Raw genomic sequence first — 14528 nt, forward strand, 5'->3', positions numbered from 1 at the left:
CGGCCGGGAGGGCCGGGGCCGTGGGCATGGCGGCGGGCGGACTGCTCGTGGCGGCGCTCGTGGCGTCCCGGGGCAGGAGGACGCGCTACGCGCCGCCTACGCGCCGGTCGGGACGGTGGGCCCGGCCGTCGCGGCGGTGCTCGGCGGACGGCTCACCCGTCCCGTGCACGGGCACGGGCACGGCGGGTGACCGCCGGCCCGGGGCCCGCTCTGCGGAGGGGCAGCCCCCGTTTCAGGAGGCCGCCTGCCTTCCGATGTCGCGCAGCAGCAGGTGGGCCTCGTCCAGACGGGGACCGAACGCCTCCGGGGTCTCGGAGAGGCGCATGGCGGTCAGCTCGCAGGCCATGGCGGTGTGGGCGGCGAGCACGGCGATGTTCTCGGGCGTGCCCGCCTCCACCAGGGCCCCGGCCAGCCGGGAGGCCCGCTGGTGCTGGGTGAGGAGGTAGCGGGAGCGCAGTTCGGTGCTCTCCGCGAGCAGCCGCACCAGGACCGCGGAGTGGGCGGGGGACAGCGCGGCGTGCGGCCGGGTGGCCGCGTTGGCCTCCCGGAGCAGGCCCACCGCGGTGTGCAGGTCGTCGCCGATCGGCTGCGTGGCCTTCTCCCGCACGTAGGCGCACATGCGGTCGACCTCGGCGTCGTCGTCGGCGAACAGCACCTGCTGCTTGTCGCCGAAGTACCGGAAGAAGGTGGTGCGACCCACCTCCGCGCGCTCCGCGATCGAGGCGACCGTGACGTTGTCGAATCCGTGTTCGGCGAAGAGTTGGAAGGCGGCTGACACGATCATGGCTCGGGCCTTACGCCGTTTGCGGGCGTGGAGCGTGTCCGGGGGGTGTTGCATGAGGCGACCCTATCGAGTGGGAACCTGGTTCTCCCTGGTACGCGGGACCATTGGGACGGTAGTCCTGAAACGCACAGTGAGAACCGGGGAGCGGGAAGTCGTCTGGCCTGTTGTTCACGAGGAAGGCAACCGTGCGGGCACAGGCCGGATCCGCACAGGTGCACCGGTTGGCCCGGAATTTTATTGCAGAGGAGTCTCGGTCTGACACCCGCCTTCCACTGGGGACGGAACACCGCCAGGAAAGTGGTTCCCCTCTCAGGGCGGTTATGCCGCCGAGGGGCGAACCATTTCCGGTCGGAACTCATTAAACACCGGCGGTAAATCGTTCAGGTTCCTAACCATTGACTCCCTGCCCTGTCCGGAACCCGCCACGGCCACGCCTCCTCACGGATTGTCACACCCTTGTGCCACAGTGGAGCCCTCGATCGGTTCCTGGAGTTGGTCATGGCATATCTGCTGCTCATCGGCACACGCAAGGGCCTCTTCACGGCCCGGAGCGAGGATCGTCGGCGCTGGGAGGTGGAGGGCCCCCACCGGATCGACACCGCGGACTACGCCAGCATGAGCGCGGTGTACGCGGTCGGCGTCGACCCGCACACCGGCCGCCTCCTGGCCGGGGCGGAGAGCTCGCACTTCGGCCCCAGCGTCTGGTACAGCGACGACCTCGGCCGCACCTGGCACGAGCCCGCGTCCGCGCCCATCGCCTTCCCGGAGGACACCGACGCGTCCTTCGTCCGCGCCTGGCAGTTCGCCTTCGGCGACGACCCCGGCACCGTGTACGCGGGGGTCGAGCCGCACGCGCTCTTCCGTTCCACCGACGGCGGGCTGAGCTTCGAGCTGGTGCGGGCGCTGTGGGACCACCCGCACCGGGCCGAGTGGTTCCCGGGCGCGGGCGGCGCGGCCATCCACACGGTCCTGCCCGGCGTGCTCGGCGCGGGCGACCGCTCACCCGACGCGATCACGGTGGCCATGTCCACCGGAGGTGTCTACCAGACACGCGACGGGGGTGCGAGCTGGAACCCGGCCAACCGGGGCATCTCGGCGGTCTTCCTGCCCGAGGAGGAGCCCGAGTTCGGCCAGTGCGTGCACAAGGTGGCCGTCGCCCCGGACGGGTCGATGTACGCCCAGAACCACCACGGCGTGTACCGCAGCGCCGACCCCGCCGGCGAGGGGTGGACGGCGGTGGAGGAGGGGCTGCCCACCGACTTCGGGTTCGCCCTGGTCGCCCACCCGCACCGCCCGCTCAGCGCGTTCAACTTCCCGGTGGTCAGCCAGGAGGTGCACCTGACGCCGGGCGACCGGCTGTCGGTGTACAGGACCGACGACGGGGGCGGGAGCTGGCGCCCGGCGGTCCGGGGGCTGCCGCAGGACCCCTACTTCGGGATCGTGCTGCGCGACGGCGCCTGCACCGACGGCGCCGACGTGCCGGGCTTCTACTTCGGCACCCGCTCCGGCGACGTCTACGCCTCCACCGACGACGGGGACAGCTGGGAACAGGTGGCGGCGCACCTGCCCGACGTCCTGTGCGTCCGCGCGGCGGAGGTCTGACATGCGTGTGACGGTGCACCTGCCGGGACTGCTCCGGGCCGACGCCGACGGCGCCGCCCACGTCCCGGTCGAGGTCGCGGACGGCGCCCCGCTGGGCGGGGTCCTGGACGCGCTCACCGCCCTCCACCCGGGCCTGGACCGGCGCATCCGCGACGAGCGCGGGGAGTTGCGCCGGTACGTCAACGTGTTCGTGGACGGCGACGAGTGCCGGGGCGCGGGAGGTCTGGCGGCGCCGGTCCCCGACGGCGCGAACGTGCGGGTGCTCCCGTCCGTGGCGGGCGGCTGACCCCGGCGGTCCCGGCCGCGCGGCGGTCCCCTGCCCCCGCGGCCCCGGACGCCGTCCGGCCCCCGCCCCGGGCGGGGCGGGGGCCGGGTCGGCCGTCCACAGGTGCGCGGTCGCCCCTACCGGTGGGCGTCCGCCTGCGGTTCGCTTGATACAGGGGGCCCAGAGGGTCCGCCCGCACCGTGCTGCCCCGGAGCCGGCACGGGGGTCGGCACGGCACCGGAGCGGGGTTCGGGACGCCGCACCCGCACGGCACCGGAGCGGCGCATCGGCATCGGCCGCAGGTAGGTCAGGCTGCGCCACACCCACTCCAGGGGGCCGAGCCGCAGCCAGCCGCTCCACACCCGCGCGAAGGCCGCCGCCGCGACGAAGAACGCCACCGCCACGCCGTACTGCGCCAGCAGCGGGATCTCGCCCTCCAGCGGCCCCATCACCGCCAGGAACACCGCCGTGCTGGCCAGGTACACCGTGAGGGTCATCCGGCCGAGCGGGGCGAGGGCGCCCAGCACGCGGGCCGACGTCCGGCCCCGGCGCACGAGCCACCACACCAGGCCCAGGTAGAACAGCGCGCCGCCCCCGCCCATCAGCGTGGACGCGAGCGACACCAGCAGCGACGACCCCGGCGGCTCCACGGGCATGCCGTCGTCCCCGAGCACCGGGACGCCGTCGGCGCCCATCTCCATCGGGAAGAACACGTCGGCGGCGAGCATGGCGCCGTATCCGAGCACTTCGAGGGCCAGCCCGGTCCACAGCATGGCCACCGGCAGGCGCGACGGGACGGCATCGGCGCCCGGCGCGAGTTCGGGGCGCCGGGCCAGCCACGCGCCCACGCAGAAGAGCCCCAGGGTCTGCGGCACCTGGACGACCAGCGTCGTCCAGCTGTGCGAGGGCAGCAGGGAGTGGAGGAGGAGTTCGGCGAACGGCGCCGCCGCGAAGAGCACCAGGGCCGCCGCGAGGGGGCGCACGCGGGAGCCGCCGGTCAGCAGCGGCATCAGGGGGACCAGCACGAGCGCCGTCAGGGCGTAGTGGGTGAGGATGTCGCCGTCGAACACCAGCAGGTGCGGCACCCCGAACAGCAGGCCCAGCACGGCGTAGCGGCGCGCCATCACGGCCGCCGGGCGCCCGCCGCGCCGGACCGCGGAGTGCCAGGCCAGCACCGCCCCGACCCCGATCAGGACCATCAGCATCGCCCGCGCCTTGCCCGCCGTCAGCAGGCTCAGCCCGGTGTCCACGAGGGAGGTCAGGGTGGAGCGGTCGAGCTCCCCCGCCATCTCCGCCGAGAACACGACGAAGGGCGCGTTCATCAGCACCACGCCGATCATCGCGAGCGCGCGGGCGACGTCGAGGAAGGCCACGCGCCGGGGAGCCCCCGGCGGCGCGTCCCCCGCCGGTCCGTCCGGGCCGCCGCGCTCCCCCGGCCCCGGTCCCGGCGCGGGCGCGGCCCCCTCCGCGTACCCGGGCACGGGCGCCTGCACCGGCTGCGGCGCGTCCCCCGGTCCCCGGCCCTGCTGCGGATACGTCCCCGGCCCCGCGGCGGCGCCCGGCTGTACGTCGGTCACGTCTGCTCCCCTCGTGTGCGGACCTCCAGACTCGCCCCGGGCCCCTCCCTCGCACATCGACCGAACAGCCGAACGGCGCCCCCGGCCCCCTCCTCCTTTCGGCCGAGGGCTCCCGGGGCCGCGGCGTCTAGCCTGGGCGCATGGCGTCGAACGACATCCCCTCACCCCTCCACGGCCGCCTGTCTGGACTGGAGGGCACGGCCGTCCGGCTCGTGCCGTGGGCCGTGGCGGGGGCACTGGCCCTGGCCTGGGGGTACGGCCTGATCGGCACGGTCCGTCAGCAGACCCTTCCGGACTGGCCGGGGCCGCCGCGCTCACCCATGGACTACGTGCCGGTCGTCGCGGGCGCGGTCGCGACCGTGCTCGCCCTGGTCGCCCTGCACCCCCGCGCGGGCCGCGGGTTGACCACCGCCTGCGGGGTCGCCGCCGCGCTCGTGGTGGCCGCCGCCTCGGCCGTGCTGCTCCCCCTGCCGAAGGGCATGTTCGGGTACGCCTTCGCGCTCTCGGAGGTGCTGTCCCTCCTGGTCCTGCTGTCGCTGGCGGCGCTGCGCTGCCGTCCCTGGCAGATCGTCGCGGTCGCGCTGTGCGTGTTCGCGGCGGGCCTCACCGACCAGCTGCGCGAGCCCAACAACTACGAGGTCGTCTCGCCGTCCCTGATGATGGTGACGGCCGGCCTGGTCCCCGGCCTGTACCTGCGGTGGAGGGCGTTCCAGCGGCGGTCCCACGCGGAGCGGGCGCGCGCCCATGAGCGCCTGGCCGTCGCCCGCGACCTGCACGACGTGGTCGCGCACGAGGTGACCGGCATCGTCGTGCAGGCGCAGGCCCTGCGGTACATCGCCGAACGCGACCCCGGGGCGGTGCGGGACGGGCTGCCCGAGATCGAGGCCGCGGGCGCGCGCGCCCTGGAGTCCATGCGGGGTATGGTGACCCGCCTGCGCGAACCGGACGACGTCCCCCTCTCCCCCGACCTCTCCGGCGGGCTCGCCCGCCTGGAGGCCGCCGCCTCCGACGGCCTCCCCCGCGTGTCGGTACGGTGCGAGGGGGACGTGGACGGCCTTCCGCCGACCGTCGGCACGGCGGTCCTGCGGATCGTCCAGGAGTCCGTCACCAACGCGCTGCGGTACGCCCGCGGGGCGGCCCTGGTGGACGCGGTGGTCCGCGCCGGGCCGGACGGGGTGGCGGTGGAGGTGCTCGACGACGGCCGCGAGGCGGGGAGCGGCGTCGGCGGCGGGTTCGGCCTGATGGGGATGGCCGAACGTGCCCGGATCCTCGGCGGGGAGCTGTCCGCGGGTCCGCGCGGCGGGGGGCACGGATGGGAAGTACGGGCGTGGCTGCCTCTGGAAGGGGACTCATGACGATCCGCGTGCTGCTCGCGGACGACCAGAGCATGGTGCGGACGGGGTTCCGTTACATGCTGGACGCCGAGGACGACATCACGGTGGTGGGCGAGGCCGGGGACGGCCTGGAGGCGGTCCGGAAGGCGCGGGAGCTGCGCCCGGACGTGACGCTCATGGACATCCGGATGCCGGGCGTGGACGGTCTGGAGGCGACCCGGCGTCTGGCGGGTCCGGGGGTGGAGGACCCGCTCCGGGTGGTCGTGGTGACCACGTTCGACCTGGACGAGTACGTGCACGCGGCGCTGGGCGGAGGGGCGGTCGGGTTCCTGCTGAAGGACGCGGGCCCGGCCCTGCTGATCGAGGCGGTGCGCGCCGCCGCCCGGGGCGACGCCATGGTCTCCCCGCAGATCACGGTGCGCCTGCTGCGCCACTTCTCCGCGACGGCCCCCCGCTCCTCCCCCGACGACGGCGGGCTGACCCCGCGGGAGCTGGACATCGTGCGCTCGGTGGCGCGGGGGCTGACCAACACCGAGGTCGCCGCGGAGCTGTTCGTCACGGTGAGCACCGTGAAGACGCACCTGGCGAGCGTCCAGAACAAGCTCGGGGCGCGGAACCGGGTGGAGGTCGCCGCCTGGGCGTACCGCGGCGGGCACGTCAGCTGACGGGCGTGCCGGGACCGCTTCCGCCGTCCCGGGGCCCGGCTCAGCGGGACGGGGCCGGGCCGCCTGGGCCAGGCCGCCTGGGCCAGGCCGCCTGGGCCAGGCCGCCTGGGCCGGGCGTCGCGGGCCACGGCGGGCACGGACCGCGGGCGGCGCGGCGGCGACCGGACCACCGCCCGCCCTCCGGCGTGCGGGGCCCGCCGGCCCGGACACCGCTACGGCGGGCGGTGGCAGCGGGTGGCGACGGGTGGCGGCGGGTGGCGGGCGGCCACGCGCCCTCCGCGTCCCGGCGGCGACGCACGGTCACGCCCCATCCGTGACCCCATCGGTGCTTTGACCCAATTCTGACCCGTGCCCCGGTGTCGCCTTCGCCCCGGTGCGGCGGGCCCCGATGATGATCGGGGGAAGCACCCGACCGCACCGACTGCGAGGTTTGCCCATGGCCACGATGCGAGCCGCCCGGCTCAACGTGAGGACCCGGACCCTGGAGGTCAAGGACGTTCCGCGGCCCGTCCCCGGCCGGGGGCAGGTCCTGGTCCGGGTGAGGGCGGCGGGCGTGTGCCTGTCCGACGTCCACCTGGTCGAGGGCATCCTCCGGCCGCAGTACCTGGAGGGAGACGAGGTCACCCTGGGGCACGAGGTGTCCGGCGAGGTCGAGGAACTGGGCCCCGACGTCCTGACCGCCGGGGTCGGCGACCGGGTGGCGCTCCAGGCGGGCCAGCGCGACCGCGCCGGAAGGACCCTCACGCGGGGGGTGGACTACGACGGCGGCTGGGCCGAGTACGCGCTCGCCGACGAGGAGACCCTCGTCCCGATCCCCGACTCCCTCCCGTTCGACCAGGCGGCGATCATCCCCGACGCGGTGTCCACGCCGTGGGCGGCGGTCACCGCCACGGCCGGCGTCGGCCCGGCGGAGTCGGTCGGCGTGTGGGGCGCGGGCGGGCTGGGCGCGCACGCCGTGAAACTGCTGCGGCTGGTGGGCGCCGCCCCGGTCATCGCCGCCGACCCCGACCCCCGGGCCCGGGAGCGCGCCCTGGCGTTCGGGGCCGACGCCGCCCTGGACTCGGCCGCGCCCGACTTCGCGGCGAAGGTCCGCGAGCTGACCGGCGGGCGGGGCCTCGACGCCGCCTTCGACTTCGCGGGCGTCCCGGTCGTGCGCGAACAGGCGCTCCGGCTGCTCGGCGAGCACGGCCGCCTGGTCCTGGTCGGCCTGACCGACAAGCCGCTGGAGATCAGGGACGGCACCCGGTTCAGCTACCTCAGGCAGCAGGTCCTCGGCCACTACGGCTCCGAGCCGGAGCACGTCGTCGAACTGGTGGAGCTGGTGGGGGCGGGCCGCCTGGACTTCGCCGGATCGATCAGCGGGACCTTCGGCCTGGAGGAGGCGCCGGAGGCGGTGGAGCGCCTGGAGAAGCGGATCGGCTCCCCGGTCCGGCTCGTCCTGGAGCCCTAGGAGTACCGAGGCCGGGCCCGTGCGTCCGGCCCGGCGACCGGCGGTCCCGGACCGGCGCCGGGACGGGCAGCCCGGGGTACGGCGGGACGGGCAGCCCCGGGGGCGCCGGGACGGGCAGCCCGGGGCCCGTGCCGGTCGCCGTCGCGTTCCGGTGCCGGTCGCCGGTCCGGGGCCGTGCCGGGGCCGTACCGGCGCCGGTCGCCGTCGCGGTCCCGTATCGGCTCCGGGGCAGCACGGTGCGGACGGGCCCTCCGGGCCCCCTGTATCAAGCGAACCGCAGGCGGACGCCCACCGGTAGGGGCGACCGCGCACCTGTGGACGGCCGACCCGGCCCCCGCCCCGCCCGGGGCGGGGGCCGGACGGCGCCCGCGTCCGCCGTGCGACCGCCCGGCCTGCCGGTTCCCGGCCTACCAGTTCCCGGGCGCGTAGTCCTTGAGGAAGCACCCGTGCAGGTCCTCGCCCAGCTCGCCCCGGACGATGGGGTCGTACACGCGCGCGGCCCCGTCCTCCAGGTCGAGCGGCGCGTGGAACCCCGCCTCGGCCATCCGCTCCTTGTCCGGGTGCGGCCGTTCGTCGGTGATCCAGCCGGTATCCACGCTGGTCATGAGGATGCCGTCGGACGCCAGCATCTCCTCGGCGCTGGTCCGGGTGAGCATGTTGAGCGCGGCCTTGGCCATGTTCGTGTGGGGGTGGCCCGGGCCCTTGTAGCCGCGGCCGAACACCCCCTCCATCGCGGAGACGTTGACGATGTAGGAGCGCCGGGCGGAGGTCGCCGCCAGGGCCGGCCGCAACCGGTCCACCAGCATGAACGGCGCGCTCACGTTGCACAGCTGCACTTCGAGCATCTCCACGGGGTCGATCGCGCCGACCCGCCGCGTCCAGCTGTTCTCCGCCGCGAGGTCCGGGACCAGGCCGCCCGCGTCGATCGCCGTACCGGCGCGCACCCGCTCCAGCGAGGCCGACCCCGTGGTCAGCGCGAGCGACGTGAGCATCTGCGGCGTGAGCGCGTGCGGCGCCACCGCGGCTCCCCCGTCGTCCGCTCCCTCCACCGCCTCCAGCGCGCGCGGCCGGACGCCGCCCAGCACCAGCGGCTCGGGCAGGCCCGCTCCCGTGAGCGGCTGCGCCTCCGCCTCGATCAGCGGCCCGTACGAGCCCGGCGAGCGCCGCACCGTCTGGGCGGCGTTGTTGATGAGGACGTCCAGCGGCCCCTGCTCCGCGACCGAGTCGGCCAGGCGCACCACCTGGGCGGGGTCGCGCAGGTCGATGCCCACCACCCGGAGCCGGTGCAGCCACTCGCCGCTGTCCGGCATGGCCGCGAAGCGGCGCACCGCGTCGTTGGGGAACCGCGTCGTGATGGTGGTGTGCGCGCCGTCCCTCAGCAGCCGGAGGGCGATGTACATGCCGATCTTCGCGCGCCCGCCGGTGAGCAGCGCGCGCCGGCCGGACAGGTCGGTGCGGGCCGCACGGCGCTCCTTGTTGAACGCGGCGCACGTCGGGCACAGCTGGTGGTAGAAGGCGTCGACCTCGCGGTACTTCTGTTTGCAGATGTAGCAGGGCCGGGCCTTGCGCAGCACCCCCGCGAGGGCGCCCCCGGCGCCGCTGGTGAGGGCGCGGCCGTTGGTCTCGTCGTCGATCCGGTCCGGCGCGGCGGTGGCGGTGGCCGCGAACACGGCCTCGTCGTGGGCCTTCTGGGCGGTCTGCCGCTCCTTGCGGCGGCGCTCCTTGACGGCCTTGAACAGCTTGGCGGTGGCCCGTTGCAGGAGGGCCGAGTCCGGGTGGTCGCTGGGCAGCTCGCCGGCGCGGGCGAGGACGTCCAGGCACACGGCCATCCGCTCGGGGGAGATCCCCGGCTCCGCCCCCGCGGCGTCCGCGCCCCCGGGTACCCGCGCCGCCCCGTCGGCGGAGCCGTTTCCGGGCGCGTCCGCCCGTCCGACGCCGTTCGCCGGTCCCGTCCTCGTCTCCGTCATCGTCTCCGTCACCGCTCCGCTGCCGTCCTGGGGCCCGCGCTCGCGGACCCGGTGGCGCCCGACTCGGGGCCATCAGGAACCTTATGCGCACTCGCACACCACGCGGGGCACAATCCAGTCGAGGGGACAGGTGACCATGGAGTGGACACAGACGACGCATGGGACATATGAGGCCCATGGGTAAGGGGATATCCGTGATCCAGCCGAGAGCCGCCTCGGACGCGGCTCGCACCGATCGCGAGCTCGTGGTGCTGCTCGACGAGGAGTACCAGCGGGTAGGGGTGGCCGACAAGGCCACCGTGCACACCGGGGACACCCCGCTGCACCTGGCGTTCTCGTGCTACGTCCTGGACGCGGACGACAGGGTGCTGCTCACACGGCGGGCCCTCGGCAAGACCACCTGGCCCGGTGTGTGGACCAACAGCTGCTGCGGCCATCCCGCGCCGGAGGAGGGGTTCGAGGAGGCCGTGCGCCGCCGCGCGGGGCAGGAGCTGGGGCTGGCCGTGGGCGGGGTGCGGTCCGCGCTGCCGGACTTCCGCTACCGGGCCGTGTCCGCCGAGGGGATCGTCGAGAACGAGTTCTGCCCGGTGTTCTGGGCCCGGGCCGAGGGGGAGCCCTCCCCCAACCCGGAGGAGGTCGCCGAGTACGCGTGGGTGGAGTGGGCGGACCTGGTGGCGGTCGCCGGGCGCACGCCGTGGCTGCTGAGCCCGTGGGCCGTGGAGCAGATCCCCCGGCTCGACGCCCTCTGAGCGCCCGGCCGCCCGGCGGGAAGCCGGAGCGGCCGGGAGGCCGGTCCCGGGTCCCGGGCGGGCCGGGCCACGGCGGCCCGGCGCACCCGGGTCCCGGAAGAACCCGGTCCCCGGCCGGAGGTGCTGAAGGCGGCGCTCCCTGGGTAGGACCGGGATGGGTGCCCCCTCTTCCCCTGGAGCTGAGTCCCATGGCCGCAAGCCCTGACGGGCGGTTGCTCCGTCCCGCCGCCCTCGTCGTCGACGTCCTCGACACCCTCTTCCCCCTCGGCCCCCTGGAATGGCGCTTTCGGGAGGCCGGGATCCCCCGGGTGCTCATGACCCGCTGGTCGGACCACCTGCTGCGCGACTCGTTCGCCCTGGCGCTGACGGACGGCGGGCCGGGGTCCGGGGACGGCCGCTCCTTCGAGGACGTCGTCCGGGGCGCCCTCCGGGACATCACCGGCCACCAGATCGCGCCGGCGGCGGAGGACGCGATCATCGAGGGGCTGGCCTGGCTGGACCCCCGTCCCGAGGCCGCCGCGGCCCTCGCCGCCGCGCGCGGCGCCGGTCTCGGGGTGGCCACCCTGGGCAACGGCGACGCCGGGCTGCACCGCGCCCTGCTGGAGCGGGCGGACCTGCTGGACCTGGTGGACCACGTCGTCGCCGCGCGTCCGACGAGCGACTGGAAGCCCGCTCCCGGCGCCTACCTGGCCGCCGCGCGGGCCCTGGACCTCCCCCCGGAGCGGGTGGGCCTGGTCAGCGGCCACGGCTGGGACGTGGCCGGCGCCCGCCGGGCGGGGCTGGTGACGGGCTGGTCCGGACACCTGGAGGGCCGTTTCCCCTCGCTGTTCGCCCCGCCGGACGCCTCCGGCCGCGACCTGGCCGAGACGGTCGACCGGCTCCTCGCCCTGCCCGCGGCCCCCGTGGCCTGACGCGCTCCGCCCCTCCGCCGTGCCCTCGTCCCCGGGACGTCCCCCACGCACGGGCCCGTGGACACCGGGGCCGTGGGTCGCGGAGACGGAACGGCCCGCGGCCCGACGACCAGCGGCCCGGCGCTCCGACGGCTCGCGACCCGGCGGCCGGACGATCAGGGGGTCAGCCCTCCCAGGTCCGGTCGTACTCGGGGTGGGTCCGGTAGACCGCGGCGAGGTACTTGACCGCCAGCCGCCAGGCCAGCAGCTCGGACCAGGGGTCGCCGCCACCGGTGTCCGCCTGGGGGCCGGGGGTGAGGCTGCGCATGCTCGCACGGTGCGCGTCGGCGTACCCGCGGACGATGTTGCGCTTGGCCGCGACCTCCGCCAGGGCCCGGTCCCGGCCGCGCGCTCCCACGGGAACGGCCTTCGACGCGCGTTCGTCCTCGTCCAGACGCGCGTTCAGGAACTCGACGATGGTCAACGGACAACTCCCCTTCTGTCCCCCTTGCCCGGCACAGGGGTCAGTATCTGCCATAAATCCGGTCCGGGCCACTTCGTCCGGATGCTCACGAGCACGCCTCCGGAGCCGGGCCGCGGCCCCCGGCCCGGCTCCGGAGGCGCCCCTCCCGGGTCCCTTCCGGCACGACCGCCGACGAGGCGTGTCCCGGGGGAGGCGGGTCCCCCCGTGCACCGGACCGCGGGACCCGGCGGGCCGTCAGGCACAGCCCTCGAACTGGGGGACGCTGTACCGCCTCTCCGGGCCGTCCCCGTCCGGTGTCTCCAGACCGGTTCCGTCGAACCACCTGCGCAGCATGTCGCCGGCCACCCCGTCCTGGTACATCTTGCTGATGGCCCTGTTCACGGCCTCGCACGCCGCCACGTCCCCGTATCGCAGGCCGACACCGTACTTCTCGTCGGTGAAGGGGTTGCCGACGAGCCGGAATTCGCCGGGGCTCTGCGCCTGGAACCCGGCGAGGATCAGGTTGTCCGTGGACACCGCGTCCACGTCGCCCTCCCTCAGCAGGTCGATGCACGCGCTGTAACTGGACGCCGGCTTGACCTCGACGGAGATGCCGAGGCCCTCGATGCGGCTGTTGGAGTTGGACCCGTCGCTCCGGCACACGACGCGCCCGTCCAGGTCCCGGACGCCCTCGATGTCCGTGGCGTCCGAGCGCACGAGCACGTCCTGCTTGGCCACGTAGTAGGGGCCGGCGAACGTGACCTCGGTCTTGCGGACCGGGGTGATGGAGTAGGTCGCCACGACCATGTCCACCCGGCGACCCGAGATCTCCAGCGGCTCGTCGACGTCCAGCACCCTCTCCCGCTGCTCGGACGTGACGCCCACGAAATCGACGTTCTCCCGGGCGATGCCCAGCTCCTCGGCGATGTACAGCGCCACGTCGACGTCGAGGCCCTCGAACCGGCCCTCCCCGACCTCCAGTCCCAGGCCGGGCTGATCCGCCTTGACCGCCACGGTCAGGGAGGTGGCGTCCACGAGCGACCCCTCCTCCCCCAGCTCCGCCGTGCAGGCGGCCGTCCCCGCCACCGTCACGACGGCAAGGACGGCCGCGGCAACGGTGCGGCGGTGTCGAAACATCATCGGCCTGTTCCTCGTCTCTCGGGGGTCAGCGGTACTCGGCCAGCCGGGGGCGCACCCCGAGCAGGACGAGGGCGAACAGGGCGAGCGTTCCGGCGGGCAGCAGCCACGCCCACGGGGCCAGGGCGTCGTCGCCGCGCTCGATGCCCTCGTTGAACTCGGCCCTGTGCTCCATGGCCAGGGCGTCGAGGGCGTCCTCATAGGCGCGGAAGGTGCCGTCCTCCGCGTGGGCGACCTCCATCCGGGCGGCGACGGCGGAGCCGGGACCCTCCTCCGCGGCGGCGCGCAGCGCGCGGTCACCGCTCTGGAAGTCGCGGTAGGCGTCGAGCACGTCGGCGAACTTGCCCTCACTGCCCGTCAGAAGCGCCTCGTAGGCACTCTGCCCCAGGTAGCCGAGCGCGTCGGGGGCGTTCCCGTCGGCCCCCGACGCACCGACCACCCGGTCGATCGCCTCGTAGTAGCCGTCCAGGTCGTCGGCCGGGCTGAACAGCACCTGCTGCGCCCTGTCCAGATACACCTGCTGGTAGTTGTCGGCCTGGGCCGGGTCGACCAGGTAGCGGCTCTGGTCGGCCTGCATGACGGTGGAGATCGCCCCGGCGCGAGCCAGCGCCATCTCCGCGTCCAGACCCCGCTCCTTGGCGGCGCTCTGGTGTTCGCCGCTGTTGACGAGCGAGAGGACCACGCCGACGGTGAGCAGCACCGTCCCGGCGGTCGCGACGGCCACGGGGGCGTTGAGCCGACGGCGGAAGCGGGCCCGCATGTACAGCTGGAGGCCGAGCATCGCCACGAGCGCCACCCCTCCGGCGACCCCCACCCAGACCCGGCCGAGCTCGACGGAGGACTCGCTCTCCACGTGGTGGGCGCGGATGATCGCCGACGCGTCCAGGCTCACGTTGAACGCCTTGGGCAGGAGCTCCGTGTGCATCAGGCGGGTGGCCTGTCGGTACGACACCAGCGCCGTCTGGTCCACCTCTCCCGGTGGGGCCTGCGCCTCGTCGTTGTGGAGCAGGGCCTGGGCGGCGAGCTGCTCGTATTCGCCCATCCCGTCGAGGACGGCCTGGAGGTCCAGCTCCTGGACGCTCCGGCTCCGCTCACCGCCTCCGCCGGCGCCCTCCCCCCGCACCTCGTCCTCCATGAGCGAGGCGGCCTGGAGCAGCGCCTCGTTGGCATCGCTCCGGCTCTCCTCGTACTGCCGCATCGCCTCCGCACGGCCCGAGCCCAGGCCGTGTTCGGTGCCCATGAGCAGGACGTCGGCCAGCTGGACGTCCATGTCGGCCAGGGCGAGGTAGAGCGTGGTGGTCGTCCTGGCCTGCGGCCCGGCCTCGTGGCCGACCACGTCCAGGCCCTCGCGCGCCTGGTCGAGGGTGAGGGTCGCCGAGCCGAACAGCCCCGCGACGGACACCAGGCACACCACCGTCAGCAGCCACACACGGGCCGGGGTGGTGCGGAGCCAGCGGCGTGCGCCGGCCACGCGGTCACGCGCGTAACCGCCGGTCCGCGTGTCGGCGCCCCCGGGCGGGGCGGGCGGGCCGACCACCGCTCCGGCGTCCCGGGCGCCGCGCGCGGGGGACGCCCCGGAGGGGGCCGGCGGAGAGCCGGGGCGGTCACGGCCCAGCTCCTGGTCGGAGTCGGGGGGCATCAACGG

13 protein-coding genes are annotated in these 14528 nt (G+C 75.0%); 7 read left to right on the forward strand and 6 right to left on the reverse strand.

Annotation, left to right across the window (positions count from 1 at the left end; translation table 11 throughout):
- Positions 1–232: 232 nt before the first annotated feature.
- Positions 233–838 carry a TetR family transcriptional regulator gene (locus tag ACQPYD_RS30385; protein ID WP_433698785.1) on the reverse strand — a complete coding sequence of 202 codons (606 nt, stop codon included), beginning with the start codon at positions 836–838 and terminating at the stop codon, positions 233–235.
- A 444-nt stretch (positions 839–1282) separates the two neighbouring features.
- On the opposite strand from ACQPYD_RS30385, the gene ACQPYD_RS30390 reads away from it, so the two are divergent.
- Together ACQPYD_RS30390 and ACQPYD_RS30395 are read left to right on the forward strand one after the other, a co-directional pair.
- Entirely contained in the window at positions 1283–2386 is a 1104-nt protein-coding gene (locus ACQPYD_RS30390) for a WD40/YVTN/BNR-like repeat-containing protein (RefSeq protein WP_433698786.1), read from the forward strand.
- 1 nt (position 2387) lies between these two features.
- Positions 2388–2672 carry a ubiquitin-like small modifier protein 1 gene (locus ACQPYD_RS30395; protein ID WP_433698787.1) on the forward strand — a complete coding sequence of 95 codons (285 nt, stop codon included), beginning with the start codon at positions 2388–2390 and terminating at the stop codon, positions 2670–2672.
- A 116-nt stretch (positions 2673–2788) separates the two neighbouring features.
- On the opposite strand, the gene ACQPYD_RS30400 is transcribed toward ACQPYD_RS30395, so the two are convergent.
- Positions 2789–4228 (reverse strand): DUF418 domain-containing protein, encoded by a 1440-nt coding sequence (locus ACQPYD_RS30400; protein ID WP_433698788.1) that lies wholly within the window; start codon positions 4226–4228, stop codon positions 2789–2791.
- Positions 4229–4368: 140 nt separating this feature from the next.
- Between ACQPYD_RS30400 and ACQPYD_RS30405 the strand changes: the two genes are divergently transcribed.
- The 3 genes from ACQPYD_RS30405 to ACQPYD_RS30415 all read left to right on the forward strand — a co-directional run bounded on the left by ACQPYD_RS30405 (position 4369) and on the right by ACQPYD_RS30415 (position 7677).
- The gene (locus ACQPYD_RS30405) at positions 4369–5583 is read left to right on the forward strand and encodes a sensor histidine kinase (RefSeq protein ID WP_433698789.1); all 1215 of its coding nucleotides are present in this window, start codon (positions 4369–4371) and stop codon (positions 5581–5583) included.
- Entirely contained in the window at positions 5580–6227 is a 648-nt protein-coding gene (locus ACQPYD_RS30410; RefSeq protein ID WP_433698791.1) for a response regulator, read from the forward strand. The genes ACQPYD_RS30405 and ACQPYD_RS30410 overlap by 4 nt, the downstream gene beginning before the upstream one ends.
- Positions 6228–6663: 436 nt before the next feature.
- The gene (locus ACQPYD_RS30415; RefSeq protein ID WP_433698792.1) at positions 6664–7677 is read left to right on the forward strand and encodes a zinc-binding dehydrogenase; all 1014 of its coding nucleotides are present in this window, start codon (positions 6664–6666) and stop codon (positions 7675–7677) included.
- 407 nt (positions 7678–8084) lie between these two features.
- Here ACQPYD_RS30415 and ACQPYD_RS30420 read toward each other — a convergent pair whose 3' ends face one another.
- The gene (locus tag ACQPYD_RS30420) at positions 8085–9506 is read right to left on the reverse strand and encodes an SDR family NAD(P)-dependent oxidoreductase (protein WP_433702177.1); all 1422 of its coding nucleotides are present in this window, start codon (positions 9504–9506) and stop codon (positions 8085–8087) included.
- 314 nt (positions 9507–9820) lie between these two features.
- On the opposite strand from ACQPYD_RS30420, the gene idi reads away from it, so the two are divergent.
- Together idi and ACQPYD_RS30430 are read left to right on the forward strand one after the other, a co-directional pair.
- Positions 9821–10393, forward strand: a complete 573-nt coding sequence (gene idi / locus ACQPYD_RS30425; protein WP_433698793.1) for an isopentenyl-diphosphate Delta-isomerase — start codon at positions 9821–9823, stop codon at positions 10391–10393.
- 188 nt (positions 10394–10581) lie between these two features.
- Entirely contained in the window at positions 10582–11304 is a 723-nt protein-coding gene (locus ACQPYD_RS30430; protein WP_433698794.1) for an HAD family hydrolase, read from the forward strand.
- Between the two features lie 163 nt (positions 11305–11467).
- Here ACQPYD_RS30430 and ACQPYD_RS30435 read toward each other — a convergent pair whose 3' ends face one another.
- The 3 genes from ACQPYD_RS30435 to ACQPYD_RS30445 all read right to left on the reverse strand — a co-directional run bounded on the left by ACQPYD_RS30435 (position 11468) and on the right by ACQPYD_RS30445 (position 14522).
- Positions 11468–11767 carry a DUF6221 family protein gene (locus ACQPYD_RS30435; RefSeq protein ID WP_433698795.1) on the reverse strand — a complete coding sequence of 100 codons (300 nt, stop codon included), beginning with the start codon at positions 11765–11767 and terminating at the stop codon, positions 11468–11470.
- A 234-nt stretch (positions 11768–12001) separates the two neighbouring features.
- Positions 12002–12886 (reverse strand): glutamate ABC transporter substrate-binding protein, encoded by an 885-nt coding sequence (locus tag ACQPYD_RS30440; RefSeq protein ID WP_433698796.1) that lies wholly within the window; start codon positions 12884–12886, stop codon positions 12002–12004.
- Positions 12887–12911: 25 nt separating this feature from the next.
- Positions 12912–14522 carry a hypothetical protein gene (locus tag ACQPYD_RS30445; protein WP_433698797.1) on the reverse strand — a complete coding sequence of 537 codons (1611 nt, stop codon included), beginning with the start codon at positions 14520–14522 and terminating at the stop codon, positions 12912–12914.
- Between the last annotated feature and the right edge of the window lie 6 nt (positions 14523–14528).

The organism is Nocardiopsis sp. CA-288880, from assembly GCF_050955985.1.
In the GTDB taxonomy this organism is placed as follows: domain Bacteria; phylum Actinomycetota; class Actinomycetes; order Streptosporangiales; family Streptosporangiaceae; genus Nocardiopsis; species Nocardiopsis tropica.

Excerpts from the sequence above, each read along its gene's own strand:
- idi (WP_433698793.1), top strand. The coding sequence starts at position 9,821 with ATGGGTAAGGGGATATCCGTGATCCAGCCGAGAGCCGCCTCGGACGCG.
- ACQPYD_RS30415 (WP_433698792.1), top strand. The coding sequence starts at position 6,664 with ATGGCCACGATGCGAGCCGCCCGGCTCAACGTGAGGACCCGGACCCTG.
- ACQPYD_RS30395 (WP_433698787.1), top strand. The coding sequence starts at position 2,388 with ATGCGTGTGACGGTGCACCTGCCGGGACTGCTCCGGGCCGACGCCGAC.
- ACQPYD_RS30440 (WP_433698796.1), bottom strand. The coding sequence starts at position 12,886 with ATGATGTTTCGACACCGCCGCACCGTTGCCGCGGCCGTCCTTGCCGTC.
- ACQPYD_RS30410 (WP_433698791.1), top strand. The coding sequence starts at position 5,580 with ATGACGATCCGCGTGCTGCTCGCGGACGACCAGAGCATGGTGCGGACG.
- ACQPYD_RS30420 (WP_433702177.1), bottom strand. The coding sequence starts at position 9,506 with ATGGCCGTGTGCCTGGACGTCCTCGCCCGCGCCGGCGAGCTGCCCAGC.
- ACQPYD_RS30405 (WP_433698789.1), top strand. The coding sequence starts at position 4,369 with ATGGCGTCGAACGACATCCCCTCACCCCTCCACGGCCGCCTGTCTGGA.
- ACQPYD_RS30445 (WP_433698797.1), bottom strand. The coding sequence starts at position 14,522 with ATGCCCCCCGACTCCGACCAGGAGCTGGGCCGTGACCGCCCCGGCTCT.
- ACQPYD_RS30430 (WP_433698794.1), top strand. The coding sequence starts at position 10,582 with ATGGCCGCAAGCCCTGACGGGCGGTTGCTCCGTCCCGCCGCCCTCGTC.
- ACQPYD_RS30385 (WP_433698785.1), bottom strand. The coding sequence starts at position 838 with ATGCAACACCCCCCGGACACGCTCCACGCCCGCAAACGGCGTAAGGCC.
- ACQPYD_RS30390 (WP_433698786.1), top strand. The coding sequence starts at position 1,283 with ATGGCATATCTGCTGCTCATCGGCACACGCAAGGGCCTCTTCACGGCC.